Here is a 16,669-nt window from a genome sequence, read left to right on the forward strand (position 1 = left end):
GGGACGTGGCTGCCTGGGGTCTCGCGGTGGCCATTGCGGCGCTCGTGGGTGCACCAGTTGCTCGCTGGCTTTGGCGAACGCACCGATGGCGCTTGATCCGGCGCAAGCCAAACCCCATCACCGTGCTATACACCGATCCCGAGACCGGCTATGGCCCGCCTTGGCTTGTATCTGTGCCGGCGCCGCTGCGGCGTCAAGATCTGAACGACGCCCCGGGAAAGGGTGAGGGCGCCGGTGAGCCGGCCGCGGTGTTGAAATGGCTTCGAACCACGCATCACGCCTATGACGTTGGGCGCAGCGAACTGCGCATGACCTGGTGCAACCGCGGCAGCGAGCAAATGGTGGTGGACAGCGCCACAGCCCGCGTCCTGTCACGTTCGGAGCGACAACACGAGACGCTCTTTGACAGTTCAAACGGAGGCCCCGAGCCTCGGTTTGAGTTCGGCTTTGACCTCGACGACCCTCGCCCAACGCCAGTGAGGATTAACGCCGACGGAATGCTCGAACGCGGTCAGCCCCGCTTCGGGCATGAAATCGTCAAACTTCCTCCCGGCGACCAGGTCGCCGTGGGGGCGGTTGGACGAATTACAAAAGGCGATTGCGAATGGGAAATTGAGCTGCGCCTGGTGATCGGCAAAGGCAAGTCAACCCAGCGTATAGGCGGAGCCCACGGACAACCGATTCGAACCGCCGCCGAACACGTCGACGGCCGCTATCCCTTCGAGTGGGTGACCGGCTTGGCCTTGGAGTGCGAGGACGCGCAAGTGCCCCCGTACCTCCACGATCGCCACCTCGATGAGGCACCGGAACCTCTGACCGAGGACTGAAAGCAAGACAGCGCTCCACCGAGTGGTGGAGCGCTGTCTTGCTTTCAGTCCTCAGAAGGCTTACGAGCCGTCACCCCGAGGATTTGGTCAGTGTTGTACGTACCGGATTCACAACGGTTCTGACCCCTCCTAGGCATTCCAGAAGGACTCGCGACTGTGCAGCGTCCGCTCTGATCGCGCGGTGCACTTTCGCCTGTCGTCGGCACAACACTCGTATCGTGAGTATTTGGCGCCTAACGGTCGGTTCAGGGAGATGGGATGAGCATGTCCATGAAGAAGGTAAGCACGGCTCCCCGGCGCACCAAGCTGGCCCTCGCTGTCGCTGCGATCGCAGTGAGCACCACGGCCGCTGTGCCGCAGGCGTTCTCCGCCACCCCCACCGCCGTCAGCACCACCGTCGTCGGCGCGCGCGTGCTGGCCTCGGTAAGCTCCCTGAACGTGCGCACCGGCCCGGGCGCGGCGTACACCCGGGTGGGCGCGCTGAGCGGCGGGTCCTTCGTCCTCGGCGTGGTCAACAACGGCTGGTTGAAGATCAGCTCCGGCCCGTACGCCGGCCGCTACACCTCCGCCGGGTACCTCACGGTGGTCAAGCCACCGGCCACCGCCGCCGCTGGGAGCACGGTCACCGGCTGGGTCGCTCTCACCGGAGGAATCCCCGCCAACGTTCACACTGCTCCGGGGTTCAAGTACACGGTCGGGCGCACCCTGGCGTCGGGAACGGCGATCACCGGCAAGGTCGTCGACGCCGATTGGATCCGACTGAACGGCACCGGGGGATACGTCAACCGGGGAACGATCGAGACCCTGTCGGCCAACGTGACCTCGGTCAACGGCAGCCTGCCCGCCTGGGCCCTGTGCCCGGTGAACCGGGCGTACAACTCCCCGCAACCCTTCGACCCGGGCTACACCGCGACCACCCGGCGATACCTCAATTGCAACGCGGTCAGATCACTGGACGCGCTCCAGAGCGCCTACAAGGCCGCGTTCGGCCACTACGCCAGCATCGACCTCGCCTACCGCACCTACAGCGAACAGCAGTACTGGTACACCACCCTCGGCCCGAAGTACGCCAACGCGCCCGGTGCGTCCAACCACGGCGCCGGCCTCGCCGTCGACTTCCAGGAATGGGAGGGCCACACCACCGAATTCGACTGGGGCGGTGCGGGTTCCAACTGGTTGAGGGCCAACGGCGGCAAGTACGGATTCACCCAGCCGTACGCCTACGGCACCGACGGCGAGTCCTACCACTTCAACTTCGCCGGATAGCACGACCACGCACGCGCTACCTCCTCAGGGATGAGGCCGAGGGGCCGCCCATGCGACGCTCAGGACCCCCAACGGACAGCGTCGTCCCGTGAACCCTCCGAGGAGGACCTGTGTCGCACCACAACTCCGGTCCGCGCGCCCATCAACTGCCGATCGCCGACATCACCGATGCCTACGCGTTCCCGGCGCCTGACCGACCGGGACACCTGGCCCTCGTCGTCAACACCGTCCCGTACGCCGATCCCGGCGGCTTCCTGTCCGACGCCCTGATCTACCGGTTCCGGATCCGTCCCATCGATCCGGAACCGTCGAACCCGGCATTCTTCCGCCCTGGCACGGACGACACCGAGATCACGATCGACGTCACGTTCGACCCGCCCAACGGTGCCCGGCAGCAGGGCCATCTGGCCGTATCCACCGGTGACACAGTCGATTTCGAGGTCAACCAGGTAGCAGGAAGCGAGGGCCTGCGCGTTTTCGCGGGCCCGCGCTGGGACCCGTTCTTCAGCGACGCCCTCGCGCTTCAGGAGACGATCACCACGGGCAAGCTGTCCTTCAAGAACCCCGGCAAGATCCTGTCCGACGGCAAGAACGTGTTCAGCGTCGTCGTCGAGATCGACCTGACCGCCCACGACACCGGGACACTGGTAGCGGTCGTCGCCGAAACCGTCATTAACGGGAAAATCCCGGTCCGCTGGGAACGCTTCGGTCGCCCCGAACTGGAGAACGCCGTACTCGGCATGAAGACCTATGACACGGTCAACCGCGACCTGGAGATCCGTGACCTCTTCAACGCTGAGGATGCCTTCAACCTGGGTCCGGACTACGTGGGTGCCTACCGCGCCCGCCTCAACGCCAACCTCAGCTTCTGGGACGGCATCGACGGCAGCACGCAGTGGCCGTTGGCCACGGACGGCACCCACCCGCTCACCGAGCTGCTCCTGGCCGACTACCTGATCGTCGACTACGGCAAGCCGTTCGCGGAGGACAGCTTCCTGGAGATCGAGCGCGCGGTAGTGGCCGGGCAACCTCACGAGACCTGCGGCGGGCGCTCGCTCAACGACGACTGCATGGACACGCTGTACACGTATCTGATGAACGGCGCGAAGGGACCCAGAATCAGCGATCACGTGGACGGGCCGACGAAGCGGGCAACCGATCAGTTCCCCTATCTCGTCGACCCGAACCCTGATCCGCCGTCACCTCCGGCGCATCACTAGGACGTGATCAGCTCACCGACTGCCCTTGGGTGCAGCACTGTGCCAGCCGTTGACCGCGCCCTTGGTCACGCCGCGCAACCGGCGCTTCACGGCGCGGGAGTAGCGCGGCACGAAGGCCTGTGACGCAGCCGGTTTGGCCGAAGCCGAAGCAGTCGCAGGGACTTCGACGACCTTTTCGCGATAGATCACCTGCGGCTCCGGGTCGGCCTTGCCCGGGTACCAGTAGGGCTGCCATTCCTTCCAACCACCGGCTCGCGGGTCGTCGATGACCTCCGAAGGCATGTCGCGGACGGTCAGGCCGGCCGCCTGCAGTTCCTCGATGACTTCCGGGGTGAACGGGTGGTTGCGCCACATGTTCGCGATGTACGTGCGGTGGCGCAGGTAGTCGAGGTACCGGCGGGCGTGCTTGTCGTTGGCTCCGATGTGCGCGAAGACCGCGAGCCGGTTCTCGTGCAACGGTGCCACTTCGTCCTCGCTGAAGGAGTTCCATTCCTCCGGTTCCGGATCCGGTCGGGAAGGGTCCTTCAGCAGCGTGCCCGCGCCGGAGTGCGTCATCCGCATACTCCACACCAGCAGATCGGTCGGCCGGCTGCGCACATAGGTGGTCTTGCCGCTGCTCAGGTCGCAGATGTCGTGGGCGCCGGGCTTGAGGTTCAAGCCACCGCTGTGCTCGGTGTGATCCTGCAGGTAGATACCGAAGCGCAGCTGGGTGTAGCGGTCGTCCCAGTCGGGCGCGTTCTCGTCGAGTCGGTCGGTGTTGTCCTTGTGCCAGACCCGGATCTTGCCGTTAATGGTGGCCGAGCTGTCGCCCCCGTAGACCACATCGTCGGTATCCAGCAGCTTTTTGGCCACCGCGGCCATCTTTCCGTCGGTCAGCACGTGCTTGAGCGGGCCGGCGGTCAGCTCCCCGCCGATCTTGGCGTTGGCCATGACCTCTTCGCGCATCTGCGCGACTTCCTCCTCGGTGTAGACGTCCGGCAGGATCGCGTACCCCTCCCGCCAGAAGGCGTCCACGTCGAGATCTTCCAGGGCTTTCTCAAAATCGGCCATGACGCCGAAGGTACTGCGCCCACGGTGCCGATGGACCCAATCAGTGCTGTGTTTCCCCGGGAATCTGACCGGACGTGGGTCAACCGCCCATTGCCTGTACGCCGTGCCACGCCACCTCGACGACCTCCCTGGTCGCGATGGTCGCCGGCAAGTCCTGCGGCAACACGTGCGGCAACCCTCCGACGGTTCCGTGCAGACGGGTGGCCGCGGCCGCGACCACCAGCGGCCGCTCGAGGACGAAGCCCAGGTAGCTGCCGGTGAAACCGGGGTGCTCCAGCACCGTCGTGCCATCCGGTAACTGCCGCCGTCGGAAGCCGACCGCCTGCGCAGGGTGCAACGGCGAGGGCCGGGCGAAGCGCTCCAGCACCGCCCGGGGCACCAGCGTCCCGTCCCGCAGGGCGCTGCCCAACGTCAGCAGATCGTCGACCGAGGCGAACAACCCGGCGTGCGCGGCCCCACCCCCGAAAGCGTGGGCGGCGTTGCCGTCGGACACCTCGCCGCGCACGAGCCCGGCCCGCCAGCCGGCGAAGTCCTGCGGACCGAATGGCACCGGGTGCGGCCGACCGGTGGCGAGCATTGCGTACTCGTACCCGTCGCTGTCGGCGCCGGCCGCCGCCAGCGACGGATCCAACGGACCGAACCTGGCCGACAGCCCGAGGGGGCCGGCGACCCGGTCGGCGAACGCGACGTCCAGCGGCTCACCTGCGGCGGCGCTGACCATCGCTCCCGCGAGCAGCACGCCGAGATCGGAGTAGCAGAACTGCCGCCCCCGCTCGGTGGCCGGCGCCACGTCGCAGCAGATGTCGATCGGGTCACCGGCAGCGCAGTACAGCGGCCACCAGGGTTGCAGTCCGGCGGTGTGGGTCAGCAGATCCTCGAGAGTCACGTCGCCGCGAACGAACTGCGGCACGTACGCCGCGACGGGCTCCTCCAGGGCCAGAACTCCTTCGGCGACCAGTTGCATCGCGAGCGTCGTGGTCACCGCCAGCTTGGTCACCGACGCCAGATCGACCAGCGCAGCACGCCACATCGGCACCCCCGGCCCTGCGGTCGAGGGCAACTGCGCCCAGCCGCCAACAGCGACATGCCGTGTCGAATCACGCTGCACGCCAAGGGCGGTCGCCGCGGGTCGCGAACCAGGGGCACCTAGCGCGAGGACGCGATCGACGTACGGGAGGAGGGGGTTGTCGGCTGCGGACGGCACCGTCGGTACGTTACTGCGGCCTGTGGCGCACCGGCGGCGGGCGGCGCGCCTAGGGTGGGGCCATGCGCCCCGCCCCCATCTCCGCCACCCTGATCCTGGTGGTCGCACTGCTCGCCGGGCCGGGTCTGCTGGTGCTGGGTCTGATCGGATTGCTGGCCAGGAGCCGCCGTCGCTCGCGCTGGGTCCGCACCACCGGCGCGGTGACCGACTACTCCCACACCTGGGCCGGCGGCACCGACTCGGTGAGTTCGCCCGGAGTCGAATTCCGCACGGCCGATGGGCAGATGGTGCGCGGCCGCCAGCAGTTCGCCGTCGACGTCGGCTGGTATCCCACCGGCGACGTGCAGGTCTGGTACGACCCCCGTGACCCGCAGCGCTTCAGTTCCTCCCGTGGCTGGTGGGACGGTGTGCCCGTGCTCCTGGTGATCGTCGGCACCGTGTTCACGACGTTCGAACTCATCGTCTACGTCGCGTTCGGCTGACCGATGACTGCATCTATTGCCATCGTCGGGTTGGCCGGAATGGTCGGCGGCCTGCTTGCGGGCCTGTTCCTCACCCCGCGCCTGACCACGCTCGCGCACCGGTACGACGACGAACACCAGCTGCGTACCGTCACCTTCCGTTGGGTGCCGGCGGCGATGGCGATCGCAGCGGCTCTGGTGGGTGCCGCCCAAACCTTCGTCGGCGGTGTCGTTCAAGGCATCGTGTACGCCGCGTTGACCGTTCCGCTCATCGTCCTGGCGGCCATCGACGTGGACGTCCACCGGCTACCCGACCGGTGGACGCGCCCCACCTTCGTCGCCGCCCTGATCGGCCTCACCATCGTCAGCGCCGTACGCGGAGAGTGGAAATCGCTCCTGACTGCCGTCCTGTGCGCGTTGGCGACCGGCCTGTTCTACCTGGTGATCGCCCTCATCGCCGGTGGGCAGGGGTTCGGCCTCGGCGACGTCAAGCTCTCCCCCACCCTCGGGCTGATGCTCGGCTTCAACGGGGTGGCGCAAGCCGTGCTCGGGGTTTTTGCGGGCTTCCTGTCCGGCGGCGTACTGGCCGTGATCCTGATCCTGTTCGCCGGAGCCACCCGCAAGACCGCGATCTCCTTCGGCCCGCACATGATCCTCGGCGCGTTGCTGGTGTTGGCGTTGCCGCTGATCGGAGCCGTCGCCCAACACTGAGAGCCGGCGAGCGCTACTTGCAAGCGGCCCAGTCCGCGAAGCCCTGACCGTCCCAGTACTGCGCCCCGGTCACCTTGGAGTGCGGCAGCTTCAGGTTGCCGCTGATGCCGACGTCGGCCATGAATTTGCCGCCGACCTTCGCCTCGATGTCGGTGCCGTCGTCGTGGTAGGTGAGCTGGGTGACCTGGCCGCGATCCTTGGCACCCTCGAAGAATCCGGACCAGGTGACCGGGTTGACGTTGTAGAGGACGTCATTGGCGGCCTGGCGGTCGGCATCGGTTTTCACCGGGAGCGTCCACGAATTGATCGTGCTGTCGTCCTTGCCCAGTCCGGTGGTCGCGGTGAATTTCACGCTCGTCAGATGGTGGTTCTTGTCGTAGGAACCCTCGATGAGCGCAGCTGCTTTCGGGTCGAAAGAAGCGTTTTTCCATGCGGCCGACGCGGCTGCTGTTGCGCTGGCAGACGCCTGGCCGACGATCACATAGGAGCCATCGGAGTTCGTACGCACTCCGAGGATGGCATCCACCGACCCGCTGGCCGACAACTGTCCGACGCCGAGGGTGTCGTGTGCCGAGGCGTCCGCGCTGGCACCGCCGTACACCATGGTCGAGTCGGGTGTGGGCGGTTCTTTCAGACCCGCCCATCCGGCGACCTTGTCCGCTGCCCAGTCGACTCCCGGGATGTGGGAGGCCCACCCCATGCCCGTGCCGTTGAGCAGCGCATCCCTGCTGTCCTCATAGATGCTCCAGTTGCGGATGTCCTCCGCCTGGGACTTGCTGTTGACCAGGTAGGTCTGGGTGACTCCGCCCTGCAGCCGGGCGTTGGCGTCGGCGCCGATGTCCCACCCGTAACCGGAACCGTTGACGTTCACACTGGCGTCCCACCCGACACCTCCGGCCACGCCGAGCGTGCCCCCGGAGGTCACGTTGACGGCGTACTGACCGTTGCTCAGCTTCTCGATGGAGACCTTCTTGTTGCCACCGGCACTCACCCCGGCTGCCACCTCACCGGAAACTTCATAACCTTCGGCCGCCGTCGCGCAGGGCTCGGTCGGCACATGCGGATCCGGCGCGCTTCCCGGTTCGCCCGCCGAACAGGACCCCTGCCCGCCGGTGAGAACCTTGCACATCGCGTCGGCGACGCGCCCCCGACGTTGCTGTGGGTGATGGCCAACGTGATCGCGCCGACCAGCAGAGCCGCCAGGAAGATCAGCCCGGCGGACTCCAGGCTGATGGCTCCCCGTTCGCGGCCGCCTGCTCGCCCGGAGGTCTCGTTGGTCATGGCGCTCCCTTCCGGGATTCACTGTGCTGCAATCGCGGCCGTCCGGCATGGGCCCGCGGACCCGGATACGCGGGGTCCGCGGGCCCGGGTCGGAACCCACCTACGTTTGGAACGATCGGGCACATGAACGAAACCGTCGCGCGCACCGTCCGATGGATCTCGCTCACGCTTGCACTGGCCGTGGCTTCTGCCGTGCTCGGTATCGTCGCGGTGACCTTCGCATCGATCCAGGGCGAGGTCGGAATGGGCATCGCGTTGCGAACGATCCTGGAACTGTTCGCCCTCGTCAGCATCGTGGCCTTCTGCGCCCGGCTCTGGCAGGACTACGGCTGGGGGTTCTGGCTCAGCTCGGCGGCAGTGGGCTATCTGCTCAATCCGCTGAGTTGGACCGGGCAGGCCCTGGCCGGGCGGTCCGTGGTTTCGTCGGCCGGACCGATTGCAGCAGTGATGGATCTGGTGACCTGGCTTGCGGTCGCGGCCGCCGTCGTCTGGGTCCAGGGCCGGCGTCACGACGGTCCGCCCATCCCGGCGGACGTGCGAGAGTTGCTCCGGTGAAGTCCTTGCCCCTCGCCGCCACAGCGGTCCTGCTCGTGACCTGCGCGCTCACCGCCTGCTCGAGTTCCTCATCGGGCTCCACGCCGAACACCGCCAACAGCCTGCTTCCCTCCGATACGGCTCCCGCGACGTACACGCCGCTGGCCACGCCCCCACTGAACTACCGCACGCTCACCGGGAAAGGCTTCGAGTTGCGGGTTCCGGCGACGTGGACCGACAACGAGGTGCCCCCGTCCGCCAAAGGCGGAACGCCGGGGATAGCCGCCCGCGAGCAGGGACGCGATCCCTCGCTGCCCGTCGGCGTCGCGGTCGTCGTCGACACCGAACCCGCCTCCGATGCGGTCGCCCAGTCCGAGGTGCTGGCGACGGCGAAGCTGTCGACGGGACAGGTCACGGACCTCAAACGGTCGACGGTGCAATGGCCGGGTACGCAGAACGCGGTGCTCGTCACGTGGACCGAGACACCGCAGGGAACCTCGACCCCGTACCGCATCGAGCAACTCTTCGCCCAGGTCTCGCCCGAGTTGATCCTCAACGTCGTGGGGAAGGCTCCCGCGACTGAGTTCGGCACGGTCGGGATCGAGCGCATCATGCGCACGTTCGTCGTCAAATCCTAGGCGGCACAGAGTGATCCGGCTCTCGGCCAAGCGCCACGAAGACGGCGGCGCCGATCGCCAGGAAGATCCCACCGCCGGTCAGGGCGAGCGCAGGCTCACGCCACGCAGCGGCCTGATCCACGCTGAGCAGGACTGCGGACCCGTCCTGTGCGGGGCAGGTCACGCTCTGCCCGGCCCGCCAGCCGTCCGTCAGATAGCCCGCCCGGAACCACGACCGACCGTCATGGTGAAGACTGGCCGTCGTCTCCCCGGACCCTTCGAGCAAGTCAGCCGCGAAGAAATAGACGTCGCTGTGGCTGGGGGTGCAGCCGGCGGTCGACGGCCGGTCGGTATAGACGTCGAGCCGGGCCGACCCGTCGGCGGATCCGGTGATCGCGACGGGCGAACCCGTTGCCCCGCTGCCGTGGAAGGTTCGGGCACTGGTGAGCGTCAGGACCCAGAACGCAACCGCGAACGCGACGACGACGACCGCCCCGGCGACGATGGGCCAGCGGAACATACGGGCGATCCCGTGGACCTGGCCGGTCGAGGGAATCATCCGCCGAACCTGACCAGACCGCGCGTGAACGGGTGCACTGCGGCAGCGGCACCGAGCAGCGCAATGCCCGCGATCACCAGTGACAACGCGACGCGTGGCAGGCCCGCGTCGGTCGGCAGCGCCCACATCGCGACGCCCGAGCGGGCCCGCGGGCCGGAGCAGGTGATGCTCGAGCCGTCACCGGTCGGACCGATGGTGACCACCGGTAACAGGCTGCGGTCATCGACGACGCGGGTGCCGACCAGATCCGGGTTCGGGGCGGTGCCCAATACCACGTGCCCGCCCCCGCCGTCGTCGAGCGTGCAGCCCCACTCCGCCGGGCGCGTCGTGTCGGTGGCATCGACATCTGCGAAAAGCGTTGAGCCGGAATCAAACCAGGGAGTCCGGCCAAGGCTGGCCGACTCCCCGGCGACCACCTTGACCGGTGCCAGTTGGGGCATCGTCCACGCAAAGATGCCGATGCCGAGCAGGACGCACGCGACCACACCCATGACGGCCGAGAGGGCGGCGCTCACCCGGTGCCGACGTGAAGAATCGGTGTATCGCCGACCCGACGACGGTCGTTTGACCACGGCTTCCTTCCCGTTCTGTGTTGCGGAAACTCCCGACATTCTCGGCAGTCCCTTCTCGCTCAACGGCACTTAAAGTCATTGCTGCCGAGAGACCGACACCGACGAAATAGCGACATTGTGAGGGCAAGTTCGTGACCGTGATGCTAGTCGTGCTGAGCGCCGCCGCCGAAGCGGGCGCGATGCAGTGGCCCGATCCGAAGGGCAAGGTCTGGATCATGCCGCCCGAGCCGGACGGCCTTGCGAGCCACCTGAACACCCACCCCTCGTCGGCGGTCGTGGTGCTCACGCAGGTGTGGGATGTCAGGGCGGCCCGGTTGGCGGTGACCGTCGCCGTAGGGGCACATCCGGCAACCCGATTCGCGCTACGCGCAGCATCGGCCAGCGTGCTCGCCCTCGCCGCCGTCGGCCGGCAGGCGGCGCACGCGACCACCGAACCCGCAGACGTCGTACGTCTGGTCGACGAACAACTGGCGCGGACCGTCTCGGGGGCATGGCTGCGGCGGGTGAGCAACCTGCACGAGCCAGCACCGAGCCTGTGGCAGCGGCTGCGCTCGATGTTGCCGGGCGGCCCCGGCTTCGTGGCCACGTTCGGCGCCGACCAGCAGGTCACGAGCGCCCCGGTGGCCGTCCCGCCACACGCGACCCTGCTGGTCGCGGCCACCGACCCGCAGCCCGCCGCTCGCCTGATCGGGCGCTCCGACGCGATCGCCGTCGCCCCACCGGTCAGTGCCGAACGGGCCTACGGCAGCCCCGGTGCAGAGTTCGTCGCGTTGGTGCAACCGCCGGTGCTGGCACCGGCGCGAGCGGTCTGCCGCGTCTGCGGGCAGGGCGGCGACGGCCCGTTCTGTCAGTTCTGCCACATCGTCCTGACCGGTCAGGAGGTCGCCGCGTGAATCCCCGCCAGCGCCGCGGCCTCATCCTGGTCGTCATCTCGGCCATCGTGGCCATCGCCACGTTCTTCGTCGTGACCAGCTACGTTGCCTCGGTCAACAGCCAGGTCGGCGCGAAGGTGACCGTCTACCGGGCGACGCAGGCCATCGACGCCTACACCCCGCTGAGCGCGACCAACCTGCAGCCGGTCGAGGTCCCGGCCCGGTGGACCTCGCAGTCGTCGGTCCTCACCATGTCCCAGTTGCAGGGTCGCCGGGTCGGCTTCCGGATCAACGCCGGCACGACGCTCAGCTCGGACATGCTGATCCCCAGTTCCAGCCTCAACCGCGACGAGCGCGAGGTGGCGATCGACGTCAACCCCGTCACCGGTGTCGCCGGTCGGGTCAGGCCCGGCGACCGGGTCGACATCTACGCGGTGTACGGCGATGTGCCCGGCCTGCCGAAGTCGGTCAAGTTGCTGACCAGCGACGTCCGCGTCGTGTCCATCTCCGGCCAGCAGACGGTGACCAACCAGACGGCTAGTGGCACCAGCCAGAGCCAGGTGATCCCCGTGACCCTCGCGCTGGTCCCGAAGGACGCCATGGCCGTGACCTACGCCGCCAACTTCGCCAAGGAGGTCCGGCTGATCGGTCTGCCGACCGATGTGGGTGCCAACCGGGGCGACGACGTCAAGGAGTACGACGCCTCCCAGTTGGGCGGCAAGGCAGTTGCGGAGGGCACCAAGTGAGCGACATCGTCATCGGACTCGGCGATCAGAACCTGGTCGCCGACCTCACCGGCATCCTCCAGGAGATCGACGACGTCTCGATCAAGGCCGTCGCCGGTAGCACCCAGGAGCTGGTCGACCTCAGCCGGCGGATGCGGCCGGACATCGTGATCATCTACCAGGAGATCGGCCCTGAGCCGGTCACCGAGATCATCCGCGACATCACCGCCCAGCGCCCCGACGTGGCCGTGCTGGAGGTGTCCGACACGCGCACCCCGGCCACCGTCGTCAAGGCGATGGAGGCGGGGGCGCGTGGCGTGATCGCCTACCCGTTCTCCTTCCCGGATGTCTCCAGTCGCCTGGAACTGGCGCAGGAGTGGGTCTCCCACATCCGCAAGTTCCAGACCGGCGAAGACACCGGCGGACGGCAGCGCGGCACCGTCCTGACCGTCGTCGGCGCCAAGGGCGGAGTCGGAACCACCACGGTCGCAACGCATCTGGCCCAGGACCAGGTCCTGAAGCACTCCCAGGCAAAGGTCTGCCTGGTGGACGTCGACGTCGAGAAGGGAGACGTCGGGGCCGTGCTCGACGTACGCCAATCGGTATCGATCGCCGACGTGGCCAAGGTGGCCGAGGACCTCGGCACCCAGACCGTCCTGGATGCGGTCATCCTGCACGAGACGGGCATCCACGTGCTGCTGGCCCCGGTCGACGTGCGCGAAGCCGACTTCGTCACTCCCGAAGCCCTTCAGGCCATCGTGGAGATCCTGCGCCGCGAGTTCGACGTCGTCATCCTCGACGCCGGCGGCCACGTGTCGCCGAGCCAGGCCGCGTGTGTGGAGGTCGCCGACGAGGTCCTGGTGGTCACCACCTCCGATGTGATGTCGGTGCGCGCTATGCGCCGGCGGATGATGGCCTGGACCGCGCTGGCGGTCGGCGACGAGGCCGACATGCGGGTCCTGATCAACAAGGTCGACAAGTCCAGCATCTTCCCCGCCGCCTCCGTACCCAAGCTGACCACCGCCCGGGTCCTCGAAACGCGCATCCCGCTGTCCAGCCGGCTCCTGGAGACGGCACAGAACGAACGCGATCCGCGGGCCATCACCGAGGTGGCCTGGTGGCGGTTGTTCACCGAGCTGCGCCGCGAGGTGGGTCTGGAGCGGACCACGGTGCGACCCGCCGCCGTCGAGCGCAAGCGCGGGTCGCGACGCGAACGGCGCGGGCGGGACAAGAGCGCGGCCCGCAGCGAGAGTGGCGAGCGCACCAGCCGCCGCGAGGCCGGCGGCATCGCCCTGGAGAACTCGGTGATGATCCCGTTCGTCCTCCTGCTGGCCGCGATCTGCTGGCAGATCGCCGTGACCGGGATGACGTTCATCTGGGCCGGCCACGCCACGACGGCCGCGGCCCGCAGCTACGCGGTGAGCGGCCAGACCGGCCAGGCGCGTTCCGCGGCCGTCGACTCGGTGCCGGGTCCGTTCTCCTCCGGTCTGTCGGTGAGTACCTCCGGACCGGAACAGATCGCCGTGACCATGCGCATCCCGCTGGGCTTCGGCGGTGCGTTCGGTCTACCGACGAGCCTGACCACGACCCGAACGGTGGTGAACGAGCCGTGAGCGGCCACCGCAGGCGGGAGCGTGGCACGGCAGCGCTCGAGGTCGCCAGTCTCATTCCGCTCCTGCTCTTCGCGGCCCTGGTGACGCTGCAGCTCGGCATCGCCGGATGGACGACGCTGGCGGCCAACTCCGCCGCTCGTGATGCGGCCCGCGCCGCGACCCTCGGGCAGGACCCGGTCCGGGCCGCACGGAACGCGCTGCCCGGCGCGCTGAGTGCGGAGTCGGTCTCGGGCGGCCCGGTCGACCGTGCGCAGCGCTACACCGTGAAGGTCAAACTGCCGAGCCTGATCATGATCAACCTGGGCTCGGTCTCCCGGACCGTAGAGATGCCGGACATCCGATGAAACGCACGTATTCCTCGTTCTCCGGTGCGACGCCGGTCGGTGCCACCCAGGAAGACGACTCGCTGGTCACCCGCTTCCGAGCCCTGCTGCTGGAAGAGGTCGATCTCAATGCGCTGAGCAAACTGGATGCCGGCCAGCGGCGGGCCCGTCTCGAGCGGGTGATCGCCCACCTGGTCTCCCGCGAGGGCGTCATCCTCAGCGCCAGCGAGCGCAACCAGCTGATCCGCCGCGTCGTCGACGAAGCGGTCGGGCTGGGCGTCCTGGAACCCATCCTCGCCGACCCGTCGGTCAGCGAGATCATGGTCAACGGTCACGAGACGATCTACGTCGAGCGCAACGGCCGGCTGGAGCGCTGGCCGGCGCCGTTCAGCAGCCAGGAGCAGTTGCTGCAGACCATCGACCGGATCGTCTCGACGGTCAACCGCCGCGTCGACGAGTCCAGTCCGATGGTGGATGCCCGGCTGCCCGCGGACTCCCGCATGCCGCGCGGAGCCGGGTGAACGTCGTACTGCCGCCGTTGGCGTTGAACGGGCCGACGGTGACCATCCGGCTTTTCCCGCGCTCACTGCCGTTGGACCGGCTGATCGAGATCGACACTCTGGACCGGCAGACGGCCGCACTGCTGCGGGCCTGCGTGACGGCCCGGATCAACGTGGTCGTCTCGGGTGGAACCGGCTCGGGCAAGACCACGCTGCTGAACGCGCTGTCGTCCTTCATCGACCCCGGCGAGCGCATCGTGACCATCGAGGACGCCGCGGAGCTGAGCCTCAGCCAGCCGCACACGATCCGGCTGGAGACCCGCCCGGCCAACGTGGAGGGCCGCGGCGCAGTCACCGTCCGCGACCTCGTGCGCAACTCGCTGCGCATGCGGCCCGACCGCATCATCGTCGGTGAGTGCCGCGGCGGCGAGGCCCTGGACATGCTGCAGGCGATGAACACCGGCCACGAGGGTTCGCTCACGACGGTGCACGCCAACTCCCCCGAGGATGCGCTGTCCCGCCTGGAGACCCTGGCTTCGATGAGTGAGGTCGAGATCCCTTTCCACGCACTGCGCGATCAGGTCAACTCCGCGGTCGAGGTCATCGTGCAGTTGCAGCGCTTCCCTGACGGCAAACGCCGGGTGACGGACGTGTCCTACGTGGCCAGCCAGCGTCAGGAGGACTTCGAGCTGATCCCGGTCACCCAGTGGAATCCGCACCTGCAGACCGGTCCGGGCAAGAACGGCGGCTTCGAGAACAACCCGCTGCCGGAGGGTCTGCGCCGCAGGATCAGCGATGCCGGTCTGCCCGCCGCCGATCAGTGGTGGTCGGCATGATGATCCTGGCCATCCTCATCGGCGCTCTGCTCAGCGTCGTGTTGCTGATGGCGGCGATCCGCGAATTCTTGGCGGTAGGGGCGGCCCGGCGGCGGGCCGTCAGCGGCGCCGAGGGATTCGGCGGCGACGACCGTCCGGCGACCGTGCTGCAGGACGCCGATCAGCAGCTGCGGCACACTCGGCTGGGTCGCTGGCTGGAGGACGAGCTCGACCTGGCCGGCATCGACCGGTCGCCGTTGCTCGTGGTGGTCTCCGGTAGCGCGGTCGCGCTCGTCGCCACGTACGTGCTGTGGACCTTCTTCGCACCACTACTGGCCGTCTTCGGGCTGCTGGCCGGCGTGGCCGCGGTCCGGTGGTATCTACGGCGCGGCCAGCTGCGCCGACGCGAAGCATTCGTCGCGCAGCTTCCCGAGCTGGCGCGCGTGCTGGCCAACGCGTCGTACGCCGGCCTCTCGCTGCCCACCGCCATCGGCATCGCAGGGGACGAGTTGTCCGAACCCGCCCACACCGAGCTGACCCGCGTCGCCACCCGGCTGAAATTCGGCGCACCGCTGTCATCGGCACTGGCGGGGCTACAGGCCCGCGTGGGAACCCGGGAGACCTCCGTACTGATCTCGACGCTCGTGGTCGCCTCGCGCAGCGGCGGATCCATGGTGAAGGCGCTGCGCACCATCGCCGACACCCTCGAGCAGCGCAAGGAGACCCGCCGGGAGGTCCAGACGACGCTGGCGCAGTCGGTGGCCACCGCCTACATGATCGCCGGTGTCGGTGTTGTTTCGCTGCTGCTGATCAACGCCTTCAAACCCGGCACGGTGCAGCAGATGACCACTACTCCCATCGGGCAGGCGGCCCTCATCGTGTCCGCGGTCCTCTTCGTGATCGGCTTCGTCGCGATCCGCCGGATGACCAGGATCATCGCGTGAACTGGTTGATCGGTGCCATCCCCGGGCTGGTGGCGATGACGGCCTTCCTGGTGTTCGTCCGCGGCTACCGGATGCTGCGGACGGATCCGGCGATGGATCTGGGCGCCGACGAGGTCGCCCTGCTGCGCGGCGCGGAGCAGCAACGCTCCAAGGGTCAGAGCGCGATCACGTCGCTGTCCTACCGGCTGGTGCCCACCCTGCGGAAGGTTCTGCCGCCCAAGGCACTTCGCTGGCTGCAGCGGCAGGTCGACCTGGCGGGTCGGCCCGACGGCCTCGATGTCGACTCGGTCCTGGCTCGCAGCATCCTGTGGATGATGATCATCAGCCCGGCTGCCCTGATCTTCGTTCTGCAGGGCAACCTCCTGCTGCTCCTGCTGTGCGTCGCCGTCGTCATCGTGCTGCCGCTGGCCCGGCTGACCGCGACGGCCCGCAAGCGCCGCGAGCAGATCGACGCCGACCTGCCGGACTTCCTGGACGTCCTGGCCGTGACCGTCACCGCCGGCATCGGATTCCGTACGGCGCTCGCGACCGTCGCCGAGCGATTCGGCGGACCCTCTCGCACGAGATCCAACTGA

Annotated in this window: 20 protein-coding genes; 15 read left to right on the plus strand and 5 right to left on the minus strand. The window is 68.1% G+C overall.

Annotation, left to right across the window (positions count from 1 at the left end; genetic code table 11):
• The first annotated feature begins 92 nt into the window (after nt 1–92).
• The 3 genes from ACFQBT_RS15360 to ACFQBT_RS15370 all read left to right on the plus strand — a co-directional run bounded on the left by ACFQBT_RS15360 (nt 93) and on the right by ACFQBT_RS15370 (nt 3,313).
• Nucleotides 93–827: a hypothetical protein gene (locus tag ACFQBT_RS15360; protein ID WP_377823965.1), complete on the plus strand. Its 735-nt coding sequence runs from the start codon at nt 93–95 to the stop codon at nt 825–827.
• 258 nt (nt 828–1,085) lie between these two features.
• Nucleotides 1,086–2,093 carry a D-alanyl-D-alanine carboxypeptidase family protein gene (locus ACFQBT_RS15365; RefSeq protein WP_377823967.1) on the plus strand — a complete coding sequence of 336 codons (1,008 nt, stop codon included), beginning with the start codon at nt 1,086–1,088 and terminating at the stop codon, nt 2,091–2,093.
• Between the two features lie 110 nt (nt 2,094–2,203).
• Entirely contained in the window at nt 2,204–3,313 is a 1,110-nt protein-coding gene (locus ACFQBT_RS15370; protein ID WP_377823968.1) for a DUF4331 family protein, read from the plus strand.
• Nucleotides 3,314–3,325: 12 nt separating this feature from the next.
• Here the strand turns inward: ACFQBT_RS15370 and ACFQBT_RS15375 are convergent, their stop codons facing one another.
• Complete coding sequence (locus tag ACFQBT_RS15375) at nt 3,326–4,363, minus strand: phytanoyl-CoA dioxygenase family protein (RefSeq protein WP_377823969.1); 1,038 nt, start codon at nt 4,361–4,363, stop codon at nt 3,326–3,328.
• Nucleotides 4,364–4,442: 79 nt separating this feature from the next.
• Nucleotides 4,443–5,567 (minus strand): serine hydrolase domain-containing protein, encoded by a 1,125-nt coding sequence (locus tag ACFQBT_RS15380; protein ID WP_377823971.1) that lies wholly within the window; start codon nt 5,565–5,567, stop codon nt 4,443–4,445.
• A gap of 62 nt (nt 5,568–5,629) precedes the next feature.
• Between ACFQBT_RS15380 and ACFQBT_RS15385 the strand changes: the two genes are divergently transcribed.
• Together ACFQBT_RS15385 and ACFQBT_RS15390 are read left to right on the plus strand one after the other, a co-directional pair.
• Nucleotides 5,630–6,049, plus strand: coding sequence for a DUF3592 domain-containing protein (locus ACFQBT_RS15385; protein ID WP_377823972.1), 420 nt, complete (start codon nt 5,630–5,632; stop codon nt 6,047–6,049).
• A 3-nt stretch (nt 6,050–6,052) separates the two neighbouring features.
• Entirely contained in the window at nt 6,053–6,739 is a 687-nt protein-coding gene (locus ACFQBT_RS15390) for a prepilin peptidase (RefSeq protein ID WP_377823974.1), read from the plus strand.
• Nucleotides 6,740–6,752: 13 nt separating this feature from the next.
• Here the strand turns inward: ACFQBT_RS15390 and ACFQBT_RS15395 are convergent, their stop codons facing one another.
• On the minus strand, nt 6,753–7,796 hold the full coding sequence (locus ACFQBT_RS15395; RefSeq protein WP_377823975.1) for a hypothetical protein: 1,044 nt from the start codon (nt 7,794–7,796) through the stop codon (nt 6,753–6,755).
• A gap of 347 nt (nt 7,797–8,143) precedes the next feature.
• On the opposite strand from ACFQBT_RS15395, the gene ACFQBT_RS15400 reads away from it, so the two are divergent.
• Nucleotides 8,144–8,575 (plus strand): hypothetical protein, encoded by a 432-nt coding sequence (locus tag ACFQBT_RS15400; RefSeq protein WP_377823977.1) that lies wholly within the window; start codon nt 8,144–8,146, stop codon nt 8,573–8,575.
• Nucleotides 8,572–9,192, plus strand: a complete 621-nt coding sequence (locus ACFQBT_RS15405) for a hypothetical protein (protein WP_377823979.1) — start codon at nt 8,572–8,574, stop codon at nt 9,190–9,192. Before ACFQBT_RS15400 ends, ACFQBT_RS15405 begins: the two co-directional genes overlap by 4 nt.
• On the opposite strand, the gene ACFQBT_RS15410 is transcribed toward ACFQBT_RS15405, so the two are convergent.
• Complete coding sequence (locus tag ACFQBT_RS15410) at nt 9,182–9,730, minus strand: hypothetical protein (protein WP_377823981.1); 549 nt, start codon at nt 9,728–9,730, stop codon at nt 9,182–9,184. The genes ACFQBT_RS15405 and ACFQBT_RS15410 overlap by 11 nt on opposite strands.
• Nucleotides 9,727–10,245: a hypothetical protein gene (locus ACFQBT_RS15415; RefSeq protein WP_377823983.1), complete on the minus strand. Its 519-nt coding sequence runs from the start codon at nt 10,243–10,245 to the stop codon at nt 9,727–9,729. The genes ACFQBT_RS15410 and ACFQBT_RS15415 overlap by 4 nt, the downstream gene beginning before the upstream one ends.
• Before the next feature lie 188 nt (nt 10,246–10,433).
• Between ACFQBT_RS15415 and ACFQBT_RS15420 the strand changes: the two genes are divergently transcribed.
• From ACFQBT_RS15420 to ACFQBT_RS15455, 8 genes are read left to right on the plus strand one after another with little or no spacing between them, the layout of a single operon-like run.
• The gene (locus tag ACFQBT_RS15420; protein WP_377823984.1) at nt 10,434–11,195 is read left to right on the plus strand and encodes a hypothetical protein; all 762 of its coding nucleotides are present in this window, start codon (nt 10,434–10,436) and stop codon (nt 11,193–11,195) included.
• Nucleotides 11,192–11,920, plus strand: a complete 729-nt coding sequence (gene cpaB, locus ACFQBT_RS15425; protein WP_377823986.1) for a Flp pilus assembly protein CpaB — start codon at nt 11,192–11,194, stop codon at nt 11,918–11,920. The genes ACFQBT_RS15420 and cpaB overlap by 4 nt, the downstream gene beginning before the upstream one ends.
• A complete protein-coding gene (locus ACFQBT_RS15430; RefSeq protein WP_377823987.1) occupies nt 11,917–13,512 on the plus strand; it encodes an AAA family ATPase in 1,596 nt (531 codons plus the stop codon). The genes cpaB and ACFQBT_RS15430 overlap by 4 nt, the downstream gene beginning before the upstream one ends.
• Nucleotides 13,509–13,856 carry a TadE/TadG family type IV pilus assembly protein gene (locus ACFQBT_RS15435; RefSeq protein ID WP_377823988.1) on the plus strand — a complete coding sequence of 116 codons (348 nt, stop codon included), beginning with the start codon at nt 13,509–13,511 and terminating at the stop codon, nt 13,854–13,856. The genes ACFQBT_RS15430 and ACFQBT_RS15435 overlap by 4 nt, the downstream gene beginning before the upstream one ends.
• Nucleotides 13,853–14,356 (plus strand): ATPase, T2SS/T4P/T4SS family, encoded by a 504-nt coding sequence (locus ACFQBT_RS15440; RefSeq protein WP_377823989.1) that lies wholly within the window; start codon nt 13,853–13,855, stop codon nt 14,354–14,356. Before ACFQBT_RS15435 ends, ACFQBT_RS15440 begins: the two co-directional genes overlap by 4 nt.
• Complete coding sequence (locus ACFQBT_RS15445; RefSeq protein ID WP_377823991.1) at nt 14,353–15,171, plus strand: CpaF family protein; 819 nt, start codon at nt 14,353–14,355, stop codon at nt 15,169–15,171. The genes ACFQBT_RS15440 and ACFQBT_RS15445 overlap by 4 nt, the downstream gene beginning before the upstream one ends.
• Nucleotides 15,168–16,094 carry a type II secretion system F family protein gene (locus ACFQBT_RS15450; protein WP_377823992.1) on the plus strand — a complete coding sequence of 309 codons (927 nt, stop codon included), beginning with the start codon at nt 15,168–15,170 and terminating at the stop codon, nt 16,092–16,094. The genes ACFQBT_RS15445 and ACFQBT_RS15450 overlap by 4 nt, the downstream gene beginning before the upstream one ends.
• Nucleotides 16,091–16,669: a DUF5936 domain-containing protein gene (locus tag ACFQBT_RS15455; protein WP_377823994.1), complete on the plus strand. Its 579-nt coding sequence runs from the start codon at nt 16,091–16,093 to the stop codon at nt 16,667–16,669. The genes ACFQBT_RS15450 and ACFQBT_RS15455 overlap by 4 nt, the downstream gene beginning before the upstream one ends.

Origin of the sequence: Branchiibius cervicis, assembly GCF_042661605.1 — a bacterium.
GTDB lineage: Bacteria > Actinomycetota > Actinomycetes > Actinomycetales > Dermatophilaceae > Branchiibius > Branchiibius cervicis.

Excerpts from the sequence above, each read along its gene's own strand:
- ACFQBT_RS15365 (WP_377823967.1), top strand. The coding sequence starts at position 1,086 with ATGAGCATGTCCATGAAGAAGGTAAGCACGGCTCCCCGGCGCACCAAG.
- ACFQBT_RS15375 (WP_377823969.1), bottom strand. The coding sequence starts at position 4,363 with ATGGCCGATTTTGAGAAAGCCCTGGAAGATCTCGACGTGGACGCCTTC.
- ACFQBT_RS15385 (WP_377823972.1), top strand. The coding sequence starts at position 5,630 with ATGCGCCCCGCCCCCATCTCCGCCACCCTGATCCTGGTGGTCGCACTG.
- ACFQBT_RS15390 (WP_377823974.1), top strand. The coding sequence starts at position 6,053 with ATGACTGCATCTATTGCCATCGTCGGGTTGGCCGGAATGGTCGGCGGC.
- ACFQBT_RS15400 (WP_377823977.1), top strand. The coding sequence starts at position 8,144 with ATGAACGAAACCGTCGCGCGCACCGTCCGATGGATCTCGCTCACGCTT.
- ACFQBT_RS15410 (WP_377823981.1), bottom strand. The coding sequence starts at position 9,730 with ATGATTCCCTCGACCGGCCAGGTCCACGGGATCGCCCGTATGTTCCGC.
- ACFQBT_RS15440 (WP_377823989.1), top strand. The coding sequence starts at position 13,853 with ATGAAACGCACGTATTCCTCGTTCTCCGGTGCGACGCCGGTCGGTGCC.
- ACFQBT_RS15450 (WP_377823992.1), top strand. The coding sequence starts at position 15,168 with ATGATGATCCTGGCCATCCTCATCGGCGCTCTGCTCAGCGTCGTGTTG.